A 15,617-nucleotide genomic window follows, 5' to 3' on the forward strand; every position below is an offset into this window, starting at 1 on the left:
CAAGCCGCAAGCTTACTCGGACTTGTCGATATTCCAGAAGATCGGCGTTGCCGGGCCGTCGAGCACACCGGTCAGCGACTTCCGCCATGCGCTCGGAATGGTGTACTGGCCGAGCGGAACGTAGATCACCTGATCGTAGGCCTCGGTCTGGATTTCCGCGGCGATCTTCTTCTTTTCCTCAGCCGAGCCGGCGCGCGCGAACTTGTCACGCAACTCCTCGATCTTCGCGTCTTCGGCCCAGCCGAACCAGCCGCCATTCTTGCCGCGACCGGTGATCGACGCGTTGACGATCGGGTCGGAGACGTCGGCCGCGACCCAGTTGGTGAAGAACATGTTCCAGCCGCCTTCCTTCGGCGGCTTCTGGCTGGCGCGGCGGGTCACCACGGTCTGCCAGTCGGTGGCCTGCAGGTCGACCTTGAAGCCGGCCTCGCGCAACTGCTGCGCAGCCACGACCGGTTGGGCTTTCAACGTCGTGACGTCGCCCGGCGCCATGATCACCACGGGGGTGCCGTCATAGCCGGATGCGGCAAGCGCCTTCTTGGCTTCCGCCAGGCCGTTGCCCTTCACCAGCGTTTCGGCCCCGACGTCGGTCTCGAGCGGCGTGCCGCAGACGAAGAAGGCGCCGCAGATCCTCTGGTACTTGGCGTTGCCGACCAGCGCGTCGAGCACGTCCTTCTGGTTCATCGCCAGGAACGCAGCCCGGCGCACCTTCGGATTGTCGAACGGCGGATAGAGGAAGTTCATGCGTCCGAGGGTCTGGAAGCCGAACTTGTTCAGGACGTCGATCTTGAGATCCGGATTGGCTTCGAGCACCGGTAGCATGTCGAACGGAAGGTTCTCCATGAAATCGATGTCGCCGGATTGCAACGCGTTCACCGCGGTCTGCGCATCGGCCATCGTGACCCACTCGACACGGTCGACCTTGACCACCTTGCCGCCCGCGGTCCAACTCGCAGGCTCCTTGCGCGGCACGTAGTCCTTGTTCTTCTCATAGACCGCCTTCACGCCCGGCTGGAATTCCGCCTGCACGAATTTGAACGGTCCGGAGCCGATCTGTTCCGGGATCGGCTTGTCCGGCGGCGTCTCGGCCAGACGCTTCGGCATCATGAACGGCACGCGCGATGACGGCTTGCCGATCGATTCCAGCACGAGGCCGTAGGGTTCCTTCAGCTTCAGCGTGATGGTCTTGGCGTCGGTCGCCTCCAGGCTCGCGACGAAGTCCATCAGCTTCTGGCCCATGCCGTCGACCTTGCCCCAACGCTGCAGCGAGGCGACGCAGTCTTCCGCGGTGACCGGCGCGCCGTCGTGCCACTTCAGACCGTCGCGCAGCGTGAACGTGTAGGTCAGCTTGTCGTCGGAAACCTTCCAGTCCGCCATCTGCGGCTGGATCTTGAAATTGGAATCCGTCGCCAGCAGCGTGTCATAGATCATGTAGCCATGATCGCGGGTGATGTAGGCCGTGGTCATGATCGGATCGATGACGCGCAGATCCGAGTGCATCACCGCGGTGATGGTCTTGCCCGCGGCCATCGCCTGCGGCGCGAATGACAATTCCTGCGGCGCGAACGACAGCGCGAGCGCCGTCAACGCGGCCGCTAGCGTGCGGTGTTTCCAACGCGAGATAGGGAACATGCAATCTCTCCTGACGTGTAACTGGTCAAAGCCGGCTTATTCGTTATGCATGTGGTTCGTTATTTAGGCGAACTAACATGCTGTATGGCTTGTGAAATTGAGACTTGCACCAAGCGCCAAGCGCGTCAATCGGTTTCAGGTCGCATCGGACGTACACAAACGAATGAGGCCGCGCGCCAGATTTTGGCTTTACAAAATCGTCGGCTGAGATTTTCGTAACGCGCGCGCGATGCCGGCGCCGTCAGAACAACAAGAGAGAACAACGATGAACCCCGCCAATCTCCCCTTTGATTCCGAAACGATGCTGCAGGGCCTGCGCAGCTGGGTGGAATGCGAAAGCCCGACCTGGGACGCCGCCGCGGTCGAACGCATGCTCGATCTCGCCGCCCGCGAGATGGCGATCATGGGTGCGACGATCGAGCGCATCGCCGGACGCCAGGGCTTCGCGGGCTGCGTCCGCGCCCGTTTCCCCCATCCGAAACAAGGCCAGCCCGGCATCCTGATCGCCGGCCATCTGGACACCGTTCACCCCGTCGGCACGATCGAAAAGCTGAAGTGGCGGCGCGAAGGCAACAAGTGCTTCGGGCCGGGCATCTTCGACATGAAGGGCGGCAACTACCTGTCGATCGAGGCGATCAGGCAATTGGCGCGCGCCTCCTTCACGACTCCGCTGCCGATCACCGTGCTGTTCACCCCCGACGAAGAGGTCGGCACGCCGTCGACGCGCGACATCATCGAGGCGGAAGCCGCGCGCAACAAATATGTGCTGGTGCCGGAGCCCGGCCGTCCGAACAACGGCGTCGTCACCGGCCGTTATGCGATCGCGCGCTTCAACCTGGAAGCCACCGGCAAGCCCAGCCATGCCGGCGCAACGCTGTCTTCCGGTCGCTCCGCGATCCGCGAGATGGCGCGGCAGATCATCGCCATCGACGGCATGACCACCGAGGACTGCACCTTCTCGGTCGGCATCGTGCATGGCGGCCAGTGGGTCAATTGCGTCGCGACGACCTGTACCGGCGAAGCGCTCAGCATGGCCAAGCGCCAGGCCGATCTCGACCGTGGCGTCGAGCGCATGCTGGCACTGTCGGGCACCGCCAACGACGTGACCTTCAAGGTGACGCGCGGCGTCACCCGCCCGGTGTGGGAGCCCGATGCGGGCACCATGGCGCTCTATGAAAAGGCAAAAGGCCTTGCTGCAGCGATGGGTCTCGATCTGCCGCACGGCAGCGCCGGCGGCGGCTCGGACGGCAACTTCACCGGCGCGATGGGCATCCCCACGCTCGACGGCCTCGGCGTTCGCGGCGCCGATGCACATACGCTCAACGAGCACATCGAGGTCGACAGCCTCGCCGAACGCGGCCGCCTGATGGCGGCACTGCTGGCGACGCTGGACTGACATCGATTTGCACTGCACAACACGTTGGCACTGCCGGATCGAAATTTAGCCTTGTCCATTTTTAAGGCTTCGCCTACGGTCCGGCCGTCCAACGCGACGATGCGGGAGAGATCGAACCGACAACAATCGTGTTGTTGGCTTCGGCGCCGACGGAGCAACCGCCCCGGAAACTCTCAGGCAAAAGGACTGTATCGTCAGGACGATCTGGAGAGAGACGAACATGGCCGCACATCAAGGGCCATGACGTCCACCGAAGGGGATAGTTCGCTTCTGGCCACAGCCCGATGCGGATCAAGCTCTCAGGTACCGTGACAGATGGGGCGCCGATGCCGGTTTCACCGGCGGTTCGGCGACTCTAACCCACGGGAGCCTGACAACTATCATGCCACACATCGCGATCATCGGCGCCGGCATCACCGGCGTAACGACGGCCTATGCCCTGCTTGAACGCGGCTACAAGGTGACTGTCCTCGACAGGCATCGCTACGCCGCGATGGAAACCTCGTTCGCCAATGGCGGACAACTCTCCGCCAGCAACGCCGAGGTGTGGAACAGCGCCGCGACCATCCTCAAGGGGCTGCGCTGGATGCTGAGAAGCGACGCGCCGCTGCTGATGAACCCGAAGCCGAGCTGGCACAAATATTCCTGGATCGGCGAGTTCGTAGGCCACATCACGCGCTATCGCGGCAACACCATCGAGACCACGAAGCTCGCCATCGAAGCGCGCAAGCATCTGTTCTCGATCGCAGAGCGCGAAAACATCGCCTTCGATCTCGAACGCCGCGGCATCCTGCACGTCTATCACGACAGGGCCGGCTTCGAAGCCGGCCTCAAGGTCAACGCGCTGCTGCAGCAAGGCGGGCTCGACCGCCGGCCGGTGACCCCGGACGAGATCCGCGTCATCGAACCCGCGCTGCAGACAACCTGCTATGGCGGCTTCTTCACGCCGTCGGACGCGACCGGCGATATTCACAAATTCACGCGTGGGCTTGCCGACGCCTGCATCCGCCGTGGCGCGAGGTTCGTCCATGAAGCCGACGTCGACACGATCGCACACGGCGATGACGGCTTCCGCATCGGCTGGAACGAAGCTGCTTCACATGATGCTGCGGTCGCGACGCGCCAGCAGCTGCAGGCGGACGGGATCGTGATTTGCGCCGGCGTGGCGAGCCGCCACTTCGCCAGCCTGCTCAACGACCGCGTCAATGTCTATCCGGTGAAGGGCTATTCGATCACGGTGCAGCTCGATGCGCCGCAAAGCCGGAATGCGGCCCCAACCGTCAGCCTGCTCGATGAAGCTGCGAAGATCGTCACCAGCCGGCTCGGCGCCGACCGCTTCCGCGTCGCCGGCACCGCCGAGTTCAACGGCTTCAACCGCGACATTCGCGCCGATCGCATTCAACCGCTGGTGGACTGGGTGCGGCATCATTTCCCGGAGATCGACACGTCGAAAGTCGTGCCATGGGCGGGCTTGCGCCCGATGATGCCGAACATGATGCCGGTGGTTCGCGCCGGACGGATTCCGGGCGTGTTCTACAATACGGGCCACGGTCATCTTGGCTGGACACTGTCGGCGGCGACGGCGCAGATGGTGGCCCAGGCGATCGACGATTGGCGCGACCTCGACACGCCGCCGATGGCGCCGACGTTCGGTGCCGGGCTCGACGTGCCCGCCGACGCGCGCAAAGCTAAAATCAATCCACCTTCCAGTGGACTGCTTCAAACTTCACCGGAGGAATAATCGCGGCCAACAGGACTGATTAGCTGCACCGCAAAATCCGCAGCACCGATGGCATGGGACTTGCTCAAGTTCTACCGTGAGTCTGCTACCATCTGTGCTACGGTCTGGTGTGCAACGGTCCCGCTGGGGACTTCATCGACCACAACCCAACGGATCAAATTTGCTCGGATATCTGCTTCGCCGCATCCTCGCCGCCATTCCCGTGATGGGCGTGGTGGCTCTGTTCGTGTTCCTGTTGCTGCGGCTGACGCCGGGCGACCCGGCTGCCATCCTCGCCGGCGACAACGCGACGCCCGAACAGCTCGAACGCATTCGGACCTCGCTTGGTCTGAACGAGCCGATCTACATCCAGTTCTACACCTGGATCGCCAAGTTGCTGCACGGCGACCTCGGCGTCTCCCTGATCTCGAACAAGCCGATCCTCGAAATGATCGTCCCGCGCCTCGAGCCCTCGATCTCGGTCGCGCTGGCCACCATCATCCTCTCGATCCTGGTGGCGGTGCCGCTCGGCGTGATCGCGGCGTGGAAGCACGGCACCTGGATCGACCGCTTCGTGATGGGGCTTTCCGTGCTCGGCTTCTCGGTGCCGGTGTTCGTCATCGGCTATGTGCTGATCCAGATCTTTGCGATCGATCTGCGCTGGGTTCCGGTACAGGGCTTCAAGAGCATCTCGGCCGGCTTCGGTCCGTTCTTCCAGCGCCTCATCCTGCCGACCTGCACACTCTCCTTCATCTATGTCGCGCTGATCGCACGCATGACGCGGGCCTCGATGCTCGATGTGCTCGGCGAGGATTACGTGCGCACGGCGCGGGCCAAGGGCATCGGCGAGACCGGCGTGCTGCTGCGCCATGCGCTGCGCAACGCCGCCGTGCCGGTCATCACGGTGATCGGTTCCGGCTTCGCGCTGCTGATCTCCGGCGTCGTCGTCACCGAGAGCGTGTTCAATCTGCCCGGCATCGGCCGCCTCACCGTCGATGCGGTGCTGGCGCGCGACTATCCGGTGATCCAGGCGATGATCCTGTTGACGTCGGGTATCTACGTCGCGGTCAATCTGTTGATCGACCTCGCCTACACCCTGCTCGATCCTCGTATCCGGTACTGAGCAATGGCGATCGAAACCCTTCCCGAATCCTCGCTTCCCGTTACCCGGCCGTTCCGCGTCAAGTTCGGCTTCCTGACGTCGACGCCGATCATCGCGGTTGCGACGATCAGCCTCTCCCTCATCATCCTGATGGCGATCTTCGCGCCGCTGCTTGCGCCGCACGATCCTCTGCTGCTGACGCCGTCGCAGCGGCTGAAGCCGTCGAGCGCGCAATATCTGCTCGGCACCGACGCTTATGGCCGCGACCTGTTGTCGCGCATCATCTACGGCGCACGGATCTCGCTGGTGATCGGGCTCGGCGCCGCCGTCTGCTCGATCGCCATCGGCCTTCTGATCGGCCTCGTCGCCGGCTTCTTCCGCTGGGTCGATGCGGTGCTGATGCGCGTGATGGACGGCCTGATGGCGATCCCCGCCATCCTGCTCGCGATCGCCGTGGTGTCGCTGTCGGGCGCCAGCATCTGGACCGTGATGGTCGCGATCACCATCCCCGAGATCCCGCGCGTGGCGCGGCTGGTGCGCTCGGTGGTGCTGACCGCACGCGAGGAACCTTATGTCGAGGCCGCGATCTCGCTCGGCACCAGCCTGCCGAAGATCATGTGGCGGCATTTGATGCCGAACACGATCGCGCCGCTGATCGTGCAAGGCACCTATGTCTGCGCGTCCGCGATCCTGACCGAGGCGATCCTGTCGTTCCTCGGCGCCGGCATCTCGCCGGAAACGCCGACCTGGGGCAACATCATGGCCGAGGGCCGCGCCTATTTCCAGGTCAAGCCGTCGCTGATCTTCTGGCCGGGGCTGCTGCTCTCGATCGCCATTCTCAGCGTCAACCTGATCGGCGACGCCGCCCGCGACGCGCTCGATCCCCGCATGAAGCAGCGTGAGGGCAAGTGACGGCTTCAGCTCTTCTGAAGCCGTCATTCCGGGGCGATGCGAAGCATCGAACCCGGAATCTCGAGATTCCGGGTCTGGTGCTGGCGCACCATCCCGGAATGACAGTGGGTAAATTCCTTCACAGCGCCAAGAGACCCTGACATGACCAACGTCGTCCTCGACATCAGCAATCTCGTCGTCGGCCTCGGCCGCAAGGCGGATGCGCATCGCATCATCGACGACCTCTCGCTGCAGGTACGTGAAAGCGAGACGCTGTGCCTGGTCGGCGAAAGCGGCTCGGGCAAGTCGGTGACATCGCTCACCGTGATGGGCCTGCAGCAGAAGGGCACGCTGGTGCCGTCTGGCGGCAGCGTCAAACTGGTCGGCGAGGAACTGCTCACCGCCAGCGACCGGCGGCTGCGGCAACTCCGCGCCACGCGGATGGCGATGATCTTCCAGGAGCCGATGACCGCGCTCAATCCGGTCGTGCCGGTCGGCCGCCAGATCGACGAGGTGCTGCGTGCCCATACCGATCTCGACGCCCGCGCACGGCGCCAGAAGATTTTGGCGATGATGGAGCATGTGCGGCTGCCGGACGTGGAGCGCATCTTCTCCTCCTACCCGCACCGCCTCTCGGGCGGTCAGCGCCAGCGCATCATGATCGCGATGGCGCTGGTGCTGGAGCCGAAGCTCCTGATCGCGGACGAGCCGACCACCGCGCTCGACGTCACCACCCAGAAGCAGATCCTCACCTTGATCCGCGACCTGCAACGCGATCACGGCACCGCGGTTCTGTTTATCACCCACGACATGGGCGTGGTGGCCGAGATCGCCGACCGCGTCGCGGTGATGCGGCACGGCCGCCTGGTCGAAACCGGCCCGCTGCAGGACGTGCTGCGCAATCCGAAGATGGAGTACACCCGCAACCTCTTGTCCTCGGTGCCGAGCCTGGTGCCGCGCGCGCCGCGCCCGGAGACGACCGAGCCCGTGGTGCTGGAAGCCAACGAGCTCAGCAAGGTCTACCGGGAGCGGTCGCTGTACGGCAAAGCCCGCGAGGTCGCCGCCGCCAGCAACGTCACGCTCACTCTGCGCAAGGGCCGCACGCTCGGCATCGTCGGCGAAAGCGGTTCCGGCAAGTCGACGGTGGCGCGCTGCATCGTCCGCCTGATCGATCCGACCTCGGGCGGGGTGCGCCTCGCCGGCCGCGAGATCTCCGACCTGTCGCGCCGGCTGTTGCAGCCGCATCGCCAGAAGATCCAGATCATCTTCCAGGATCCCTACCGCTCGCTCAATCCGCGCGTCACCGTCGGCGAGAGCATCGCGGAAGGCCCGGTCAATTATGGCATGCCGCGCAAGGACGCGCTGGCGCGGGCGCGCGAGCTGCTCGAGCTCGTCCATCTGCCGCCCGACGCGATCTCGCGCTATCCGCACCAGTTCTCCGGCGGCCAGCGCCAGCGCATCGCGATCGCGCGCGCGCTGGCGCTCGATCCCGACGTGCTCGTCGCGGATGAGGCGGTGTCCGCGCTCGACGTCTCGGTGCAGGCGCAGGTGCTGGATCTGCTTGACGAAATCCAGCGCCGGCTGGGCATCGCGCTGCTGTTCATCACGCATGATTTGCGCGTCGCCGCACAGATCTGCGACGACGTCGCCGTGATGCAGCATGGCCGCGTCGTGGAACAGGGACCGGCCGCCGAGGTGCTGACCAATCCGCAGCAAGCCTATACCCGCGCGCTGCTCGATGCGGCGCCCGGACGCGATTGGGACTTCGCCAACTTCCGCCCCGTTTCGGAAGGCATTGTGGCGACGGCCTAGGTCTTTAGCCTCAAGCCTTTCCGCCCACAGGGCATGCAAATCCGCTGGTGCTCCCCGGCTTGCGCTGGGCGCGACGACACGCTTAACGTCGCGCGCTAGAGCGTGGCCCTGAAGGTGGACACCGGTCTTCCCCGGAGATCACGCTCCAACCAACGAGATGAGATCATGACGCGCGTCGTTATGATCGCATCATGATCGAAGAAACGTATCGAGACCGACTTGATGACCCGCATTGCCGTTGGCGGCTTCCTGCACGAGACCAATACCTTCGCACCGACGAAGGCAACCTATGACGATTTCGTGCATGGCGGCGGCTGGCCGTCGATGACGCATGGCGCCGACGTGCTCAAGGTCATGCGCAAGATCAATGTCGGCCTCGCCGGCTTTGTCGAGGCGGCGGAAGCCAATGGCTGGGAGCTGGTGCCGACGATCTTCGCCGCGGCGAGCCCGTCGGCGCATGTCAGCAAGGATGCGTTCGAGCGGATCGTGACGGAAATGGTCGACGGCATCGCCGCGGCCGGACCGATCGATGCCGTCTATCTCGACCTGCACGGCGCCATGGTCACCGAGCATTATGACGACGGCGAAGGCGAAACGCTGGCCCGCGTGCGCAAGGCGATCGGCAACGACCTGCCGCTGGTGGCGAGCCTCGATCTGCATGCGAACGTCTCGCCAAAGATGATCGAGCATGCCGATGCGCTGATTGCCTACCGCACCTATCCGCATGTCGATATGGCCGAAACCGGCCGCGCCTGCGCCCGGCATCTGGCGCTGATGCTCAAAACCAGGCAGCGCTTCGCAAAGGCCTTCCGGCAATTGCCGTTCCTGATCCCGATCAGCTGGCAATGCACCAACGACCAGCCGACCAAGGGCATCTATCAAAAGCTCGCCGCCCTCGAGAGCGACGCGGTGCCGACACTGTCGTTTGCGCCGGGTTTTCCGGCCGCCGATTTCAGGGATTGCGGGCCGAGCGTATTCGCGTACGGCCGGACCCAGGCCGATGCGGATGCCGCCGCCGACAAGGTCGTCGCCCTGGTCGAGAGCCATGAGGACGATTTCGACGGCCGGATCTATTCGCCCGACGAAGGCGTGCGGCTGGCGATGGAACTGGCGAAAGCGGCGAGCCGGCCGATCATCATCGCCGACACCCAGGACAATCCCGGCGCCGGTGGCGATTCCGACACCACCGGCATGCTGCGCGCGCTGGTGCGCAACAAGGCGAGTGCCGCAACCGGCGTGATCTACGACCCGCAATCCGCGAAGGCCGCGCACAGCGCCGGTGTCGGGGCATCAGTCACGCTCGAGCTCGGCGGCAAGTCCGGCATTCCCGGCGACGCGCCATACCGGGAGACTTTTGTCGTCGAACAGCTCTCGGATGGCAAATTCGTGGCTCCCGGTCCCTATTTCGGCGGCCGCGACATGGACATGGGCCCCTCGGCCTGCCTGCGGATCGGCGACGTGCGCGTCGTGGTCGGCTCCTACAAGGCCCAGCTTGCCGACCAGGCGATGTACCGCTATGTCGGCATCGAGCCGACGGCACAGAAGATCTTGGTCAACAAGAGCTCGGTGCACTTCCGTGCCGATTTCGAGCCGATCGCCGAGAAGCTCTTGATCTGCGCCGCTCCCGGCGCGATGCCCGCCGATACCGCCACGCTGCCGTGGAAACATTTGCGTCCCGGCATTCGTATCAAGCCGAACGGCCCTACTTTCACACCCACCTCCCCATCACGCACAAACGGATAGAGAGCCATGCCGACCATTGAGCGCATCGACAGTTTTGCCGACGAACTCACCGCCATCAGACGGGATCTGCATGCGCATCCCGAGATCGGCTTCGAGGAGGTCCGCACCTCGGGCATCGTCGCCGACAAGCTGACGAGCTGGGGCATCGAGGTGCATCGCGGCCTCGGCGGCACCGGCGTGGTCGGTGTGCTCAAGGGCAAGGGCAACGGCACCAAGAAGATCGGCCTGCGCGCCGACATGGACGCGCTGCCGATGGAGGAGAACACCAATCTGAAGTGGCGTTCGACCATCCCCGGCCGCTTCCACGGCTGCGGCCATGACGGCCACACCACGATGCTGCTCGGCTCGGCGCGCTATCTCGCCGAGACCCGCAATTTCGACGGCACCGTGCATTTCATCTTCCAGCCGGCCGAGGAAGGCCTCGGCGGCGCGCGCGCCATGATCAAGGACGGCCTGTTCAAGCAGTTCCCCTGCGACGAGGTCTATGGCCTGCACAACGCGCCGGACCTCAACCATGGCGAGATCGCGATCCTGCCGGGCCCGGCAATGGCCGCAGCCGACTTCTTCGACATCAGGATCCAGGGCTACGGCGCCCATGGCGCGATGCCGGAGCGTTCCAAGGACGCGGTCGTGATCGCAATGACGCTCGGACAGGCGTTGCAGTCGATCGTCAGCCGCAACGTCGATCCGCTGCAGGCTGCGGTGCTGTCGATCACGCAGATCCATTCCGGGTCGGCGTACAACGTCATTCCCGGCGAAGCCTGGATGTGCGGCACGGTGCGCTGCTTCTCCGACGAGATTCGTGAGCTGATCCGCAAGCGCATGCGCGAAATCTCCGCCGGCTTTGCGGTGGCATATGGCGCCGAAATCTCGGTCGAGATCCGCGACGGCTTCAGCGTGCTGGTGAATCAGGAAGAGCAGTCCCGCGTGGTCGAGGAAGTCGCGCGCACCGTCGTCGACCCGGCCAAGGTCATCACCCGCTCGACACCCAAGATGGGCAGCGAGGATTTCGCCGACATGATGCAGGCCATTCCCGGCGCGTATTTCTGGGTCGGCCATGACGGCTCCGTGCCCGTTCACAATCCCGGTTACGTTCTCGACGACAAGATCCTGCCGATCGGCGCCAGCATGTTCGCCCGCATCATCGAGAAACGCATGCCGGCAGGTGCGCATGCATAAGCCCAAAGGGGACGCCATCACGTCGCTGCACGATCTCTCCGCCGTCGACCTGCTCGCCGGCTATCGTGCCAAGCAGTTCTCGCCGTCCGAGGTGCTGGAGGAAATCATCTCCCAGGTCGCGACCTGGGAGCCGCACATCAAGGCGCTGTATTTGTACGACCCGGAAGGGGCGCGGAAGGTCGCCAAGACCTCGACCGAGCGCTGGCAGCAGGCCGAGCCGGCCGGCACGCTCGATGGCGTTCCCGCCACCATCAAGGACAATGTCGCGACCAAGGGGCAGCCGGTGCCGCTGGGCGCGGCGAGCGTCAAGCTGGCGCCCGCGGAGAAGGATGCACCGCCTGCGGCGCGGCTGCGCGAGGCCGGCTGCGTGATCTTCTCCAAGACCACGATGCCGGACTACGGCATGCTGTCGTCGGGCCTGTCCTCGTTCCATCCCCTGACCCGCAATCCCTGGGATGTCAGCAAGAACCCCGGCGGCTCGAGCGCCGGCGCGGGCGCGGCAGGCGCTGCCGGCTATGGTCCCTTGCATCTCGGCACCGATATCGGCGGCTCGGTGCGGCTGCCGGCCAACTGGTGCGGCCTCGTCGCATTGAAACCGAGCCTCGGCCGCGTGCCGATCGACCCGCCCTATGTCGGCCGCGTCGCCGGTCCGATGACCCGCACCGTCGACGACGCCGCGCTGATGATGAGCGTATTGTCGCGTCCCGATCGCCGCGACGGCATGAGCCTGCCGGCGCTCGAGGTGAACTGGAAGGCGCTGGAGAAGTCGCCGCGCAAGCTGCGCATCGGGCTGATGCTCGACGCCGGCTCCGGCCAGAAGGTCGAGAAGGAGGTTCGCGAGGTCGTCGTGAAGGCTGCGAAGGCGTTCGAATCCGCCGGCGCCGTCATCACCGAGATCGACGGCATCCTGACGCCCGAGATGCTCGAAGGGCTCGACAATTTCTGGCGCGCTAGGACCTGGGACGAGCTGTCGAAACTGTCGCAGGCCGACCGCGGCAAGACCCTGCCCTACATCCTCAACTGGGCAGAAGCCGGCGCAAAGCTCTCCGGCGTCGATGTGGTGCGCGGCTTCAACATGACGATGGCGATCCGCGCTGCCGCCGCGAAATTGTTCTGCGAGGTCGACTACGTGATCTCGCCAGTATCGCCGGTGGTGAACTTCCCGGCGGAGTTCGCCGCGCCGCTCAACGACCCGGCAAAGCCGTTCGAGCACATCTGCTTTACCGTGCCGTGGAATATGTCGGAGAACCCGGCGCTGTCGATCAACGCCGGCTACGACAAGAAGGGCTTTCCGATCGGCGTCCAGATCATCGGCCGCCGCTTCGACGACATCGGCGTGCTCGGCATGGGCAAGGCGTTCGAAGGCCTGCGCGGCCCGCAGAAGCCGTGGCCCGCGCCGCCGAAGAAGTAAAGCAGCGCCTCAACGCAAGTCAGGATGCGCGGAGTCAGGCCCGCGCATCCCTCTTCTTCACAACGGATGATTGCCGGGTTAACTGGATGGAGACGCGCGCCAGCGCCGTTCATTCAAGAAAACCGAGAGGAAATCATCCCCATGGCGTATGAGACGATCAAGTACGAGGTCGCCGAGCAAATCCTGACCATCACGCTGAACCGGCCCGACAAGCTCAACGCCTTCAACGCCACGATGCAGCAGGAGCTGATCGACGCGTTCGACAAAGCCGACAAGGACGACGACGTCAGGGCCATCATCGTGACGGGTGCGGGCCGCGGCTTCTGCGCCGGCGCCGATCTTTCCTCCGGCGCCAACACGTTCGACCGCGATGCCCGGCGCGGCCCGGTCAAGCGCAATGCCGACGGCAGCGTCGACTACAGCGATCCGCAGGTGCGTGACGGCGGCGGGCAAGTGACGCTGCGCATCTTCAAGTGCCTGAAGCCGGTGATCGCTGCCGTGAACGGCCCGGCGGTCGGCATCGGCGTCACCATGCAGCTTGCGATGGATATCCGCATCGCCTCCGACGCCGCGCGCTTCGGCTTCGTGTTCTCCCAGCGCGGCATCGTGCCGGAAGCCGCATCGAGCTGGTTCCTGCCGCGCATCGTCGGCATCTCGCAGGCGCTGGAATGGTGCTATTCCGGCCGCGTCTTCCCGGCGCAGGAAGCGCTCGCCGGCCGGCTCGTCAGCAAGGTGGTGCCGCCGGCCGATCTGCTGCCGACCGCGCGTGCACTCGCCAAGGAGTTCGCGGCCAAGACCGCGCCGGTATCGGTGGCGCTGATCCGCCAGATGATGTGGCGCATGATGGGCGCCGACGATCCGATGGAGGCGCACAAGGTCGACAGCCGCGGCATCTATGCCCGCGGCCGCTCCGACGACGTCAAGGAAGGCGTGGTGTCGTTCCTGGAAAAGCGCCCCGCGCAGTTCAAGAATAAGGTGTCGTCGGACATGCCCGACTATTTCCCGTGGTGGCAAGAGCGCGACTATAAGTGAACGAACGGCGTCAAGCGGCGTCCACACTTGACGGCGTCGTCCTGCTGCACGGCATCAGCAGGACGGCGCGCTCGTTTCGCAGGATGGAGCTGGCACTGACGGCTGCCGGCTTTGCCACCCTCAATCTCGACTATGATAGCCGGCGCAAGCCACTCGACGTGTTGGCCCAGGACATCCGCCCCTCGCTCGATCGGTTCGCAGAGAGCCTCGACGGCTCCGTGAACTTCGTCTGCCATTCCATGGGCGGGCTTCTGGCGCGCGTCTATCTGGCAAGGCATCGCCCGGCGCGGCTCGGCCGCGTCGTGATGCTGGGCACGCCGAACGGCGGCAGCGAGATCGCCGACCGCCTGAAGAACCTCGCGGCTTATCGCGCCTATTTCGGTCCGGCCGGGCAGCAGCTCGTCACCCGCCGCGATGCCGCAACCAGCGCGCTGCTGCCGCCGATCGATTATTCCGCCGGCATCATCGCCGGCAACCGTTCGGTCTATCCGATCACCTCCATGGCCCTGCCGCGGCCGCATGACGGCCGGGTGTCGGTCGCCAACACCAGGCTCGAGGGCATGGCCGATCACATCGTGATCCGCACCTCGCATCCCTGGCTGGTGCGCAACAAGGAAGCGATCGCGCAGACCATCGCGTTCTTGCAAGAGGGGAAATTCAGCACAAATCGTCGGGTGGACTAGGCGCGAGCGTTACCCATCCTGTGCAGCTTGAGCATGGCATAGACCGCATTGTTGGCTGGCGTAGGAATGCCAAGCGGGCGGGCGAACTCCACCACCTTTCCGGCGAGCCAGTCGAGTTCGAGCCGGTTACCGCGTTCGAGATCGTGCAGCATGGAAGCCTTGAAGGTGGGCGGCGATGCTTCCGCGAATTTCATTCGGTCCTCGGCAAAATTCTCCGGAATCGGAACGCCCCTGGCACGGCCGACCGCCACCACCTCGCTCATCAGGCTGTAAAAGAACGCTCGCGTATCCGGGTCGGCCAGGATCGGCCCCAGCGGCTGGCGAGTCGTTGCGGTCGCGCCTGATAGTCCGACGAGGAATACAAATTTCTGCCAGCGCTCGCGGTCAATCCCGTCGGACACCGAGATGTCGATGCCGGCCGCTTGAGCGGCGTCGGCAAAGGCCTTGAGGCCGTCATCGGGCTTACCGTCGGTTCTGCCGCAGACCATGCGCGCGAACTGGCTCGTGTGGGTGACGACGCCAGGCGCGGACAGCACTGTAGCAATGTAGGCACTTCCAGCGACCACGTTGTCGGCGCCGAGAATCGGGGCGATCCTCTCGGCGCTATCGACCCCGTTTTGCAGCGGGATCACCCGGGTGCGGGGTCCGACCAGGGGGAGAGACGACCTGGCTGCCGTCTCGCTGTCCCAAAGCTTGACCGCGAACAGTACGATATCGACAGGGCCGACCGTGGCTGGATCATCGGTCACGTTGGGTTCGGGCAAATGAAGATTGCCGAGCACACTCTCGACCTTGAGACCGTTTTTCCTGATCGCCTCGAGGTTGGAGCCGCGTGCGATAAAGAACACGTCGTGCCCTGCCGCGGCCATACGTGCTCCGAAATAACCGCCGAGGGCACCGGCCGCCATCACAGCGATACGCATGTCATATCCTCCCCCCTGCAACGACACTCAGCCGGCAGAGGATATCACGCGACGGACCCGGGTTCGATTCCCTGAACGTCAGGCCCATCGCGT

General features: G+C 64.7%; 12 protein-coding genes and 2 riboswitches. Of the genes, 10 read left to right on the top strand and 2 right to left on the bottom strand.

The annotated features are described in order from the left end of the window. Positions 1 to 12: 12 nt before the first annotated feature. Positions 13 to 1,632 carry an ABC transporter substrate-binding protein gene (locus ACVMDN_RS21550; protein WP_026192960.1) on the bottom strand — a complete coding sequence of 540 codons (1,620 nt, stop codon included), beginning with the start codon at positions 1,630 to 1,632 and terminating at the stop codon, positions 13 to 15. A gap of 265 nt (positions 1,633 to 1,897) precedes the next feature. On the opposite strand from ACVMDN_RS21550, the gene ACVMDN_RS21555 reads away from it, so the two are divergent. The 10 genes from ACVMDN_RS21555 (at position 1,898) to ACVMDN_RS21600 (ending at position 14,601) form a co-directional block, all read left to right on the top strand. Then, a complete protein-coding gene (locus ACVMDN_RS21555) occupies positions 1,898 to 3,028 on the top strand; it encodes a M20/M25/M40 family metallo-hydrolase (RefSeq protein WP_026192961.1) in 1,131 nt (376 codons plus the stop codon). Positions 3,029 to 3,120: 92 nt separating this feature from the next. Further along, a riboswitch (glycine riboswitch) is annotated at positions 3,121 to 3,227 on the top strand. 3 nt (positions 3,228 to 3,230) lie between these two features. Beyond that, a riboswitch (glycine riboswitch) is annotated at positions 3,231 to 3,345 on the top strand. 65 nt (positions 3,346 to 3,410) lie between these two features. After that, positions 3,411 to 4,769: a D-amino acid dehydrogenase gene (locus ACVMDN_RS21560; protein WP_456835005.1), complete on the top strand. Its 1,359-nt coding sequence runs from the start codon at positions 3,411 to 3,413 to the stop codon at positions 4,767 to 4,769. 160 nt (positions 4,770 to 4,929) lie between these two features. Further along, positions 4,930 to 5,871 carry an ABC transporter permease gene (locus ACVMDN_RS21565; protein ID WP_028336105.1) on the top strand — a complete coding sequence of 314 codons (942 nt, stop codon included), beginning with the start codon at positions 4,930 to 4,932 and terminating at the stop codon, positions 5,869 to 5,871. Positions 5,872 to 5,874: 3 nt separating this feature from the next. Beyond that, a complete protein-coding gene (locus ACVMDN_RS21570; protein ID WP_456835004.1) occupies positions 5,875 to 6,762 on the top strand; it encodes an ABC transporter permease in 888 nt (295 codons plus the stop codon). A gap of 141 nt (positions 6,763 to 6,903) precedes the next feature. Continuing rightward, positions 6,904 to 8,553 carry an ABC transporter ATP-binding protein gene (locus tag ACVMDN_RS21575; RefSeq protein WP_076830168.1) on the top strand — a complete coding sequence of 550 codons (1,650 nt, stop codon included), beginning with the start codon at positions 6,904 to 6,906 and terminating at the stop codon, positions 8,551 to 8,553. 222 nt (positions 8,554 to 8,775) lie between these two features. Next, positions 8,776 to 10,296 (top strand): M81 family metallopeptidase, encoded by a 1,521-nt coding sequence (locus ACVMDN_RS21580; protein ID WP_456814557.1) that lies wholly within the window; start codon positions 8,776 to 8,778, stop codon positions 10,294 to 10,296. A gap of 6 nt (positions 10,297 to 10,302) precedes the next feature. Continuing rightward, entirely contained in the window at positions 10,303 to 11,475 is a 1,173-nt protein-coding gene (locus tag ACVMDN_RS21585) for a M20 aminoacylase family protein (RefSeq protein ID WP_456814558.1), read from the top strand. After that, entirely contained in the window at positions 11,468 to 12,886 is a 1,419-nt protein-coding gene (locus tag ACVMDN_RS21590; RefSeq protein WP_057019085.1) for an amidase, read from the top strand. The genes ACVMDN_RS21585 and ACVMDN_RS21590 overlap by 8 nt, the downstream gene beginning before the upstream one ends. Positions 12,887 to 13,027: 141 nt before the next feature. Next, the gene (locus ACVMDN_RS21595; protein ID WP_057019086.1) at positions 13,028 to 13,918 is read left to right on the top strand and encodes a crotonase/enoyl-CoA hydratase family protein; all 891 of its coding nucleotides are present in this window, start codon (positions 13,028 to 13,030) and stop codon (positions 13,916 to 13,918) included. Beyond that, positions 13,915 to 14,601, top strand: coding sequence for an esterase/lipase family protein (locus ACVMDN_RS21600; RefSeq protein ID WP_456814559.1), 687 nt, complete (start codon positions 13,915 to 13,917; stop codon positions 14,599 to 14,601). Before ACVMDN_RS21595 ends, ACVMDN_RS21600 begins: the two co-directional genes overlap by 4 nt. On the opposite strand, the gene ACVMDN_RS21605 is transcribed toward ACVMDN_RS21600, so the two are convergent. Beyond that, the gene (locus ACVMDN_RS21605; RefSeq protein WP_456785281.1) at positions 14,598 to 15,524 is read right to left on the bottom strand and encodes a ketopantoate reductase family protein; all 927 of its coding nucleotides are present in this window, start codon (positions 15,522 to 15,524) and stop codon (positions 14,598 to 14,600) included. The genes ACVMDN_RS21600 and ACVMDN_RS21605 overlap by 4 nt on opposite strands. Between the last annotated feature and the right edge of the window lie 93 nt (positions 15,525 to 15,617).

This window comes from Bradyrhizobium sp. USDA 4510, from assembly GCF_054059095.1.

Excerpts from the sequence above, each read along its gene's own strand:
- ACVMDN_RS21550 (WP_026192960.1), bottom strand. The coding sequence starts at position 1,632 with ATGTTCCCTATCTCGCGTTGGAAACACCGCACGCTAGCGGCCGCGTTG.
- ACVMDN_RS21555 (WP_026192961.1), top strand. The coding sequence starts at position 1,898 with ATGAACCCCGCCAATCTCCCCTTTGATTCCGAAACGATGCTGCAGGGC.
- ACVMDN_RS21560 (WP_456835005.1), top strand. The coding sequence starts at position 3,411 with ATGCCACACATCGCGATCATCGGCGCCGGCATCACCGGCGTAACGACG.
- ACVMDN_RS21570 (WP_456835004.1), top strand. The coding sequence starts at position 5,875 with ATGGCGATCGAAACCCTTCCCGAATCCTCGCTTCCCGTTACCCGGCCG.
- ACVMDN_RS21575 (WP_076830168.1), top strand. The coding sequence starts at position 6,904 with ATGACCAACGTCGTCCTCGACATCAGCAATCTCGTCGTCGGCCTCGGC.
- ACVMDN_RS21580 (WP_456814557.1), top strand. The coding sequence starts at position 8,776 with ATGACCCGCATTGCCGTTGGCGGCTTCCTGCACGAGACCAATACCTTC.
- ACVMDN_RS21585 (WP_456814558.1), top strand. The coding sequence starts at position 10,303 with ATGCCGACCATTGAGCGCATCGACAGTTTTGCCGACGAACTCACCGCC.
- ACVMDN_RS21590 (WP_057019085.1), top strand. The coding sequence starts at position 11,468 with ATGCATAAGCCCAAAGGGGACGCCATCACGTCGCTGCACGATCTCTCC.
- ACVMDN_RS21595 (WP_057019086.1), top strand. The coding sequence starts at position 13,028 with ATGGCGTATGAGACGATCAAGTACGAGGTCGCCGAGCAAATCCTGACC.
- ACVMDN_RS21605 (WP_456785281.1), bottom strand. The coding sequence starts at position 15,524 with ATGCGTATCGCTGTGATGGCGGCCGGTGCCCTCGGCGGTTATTTCGGA.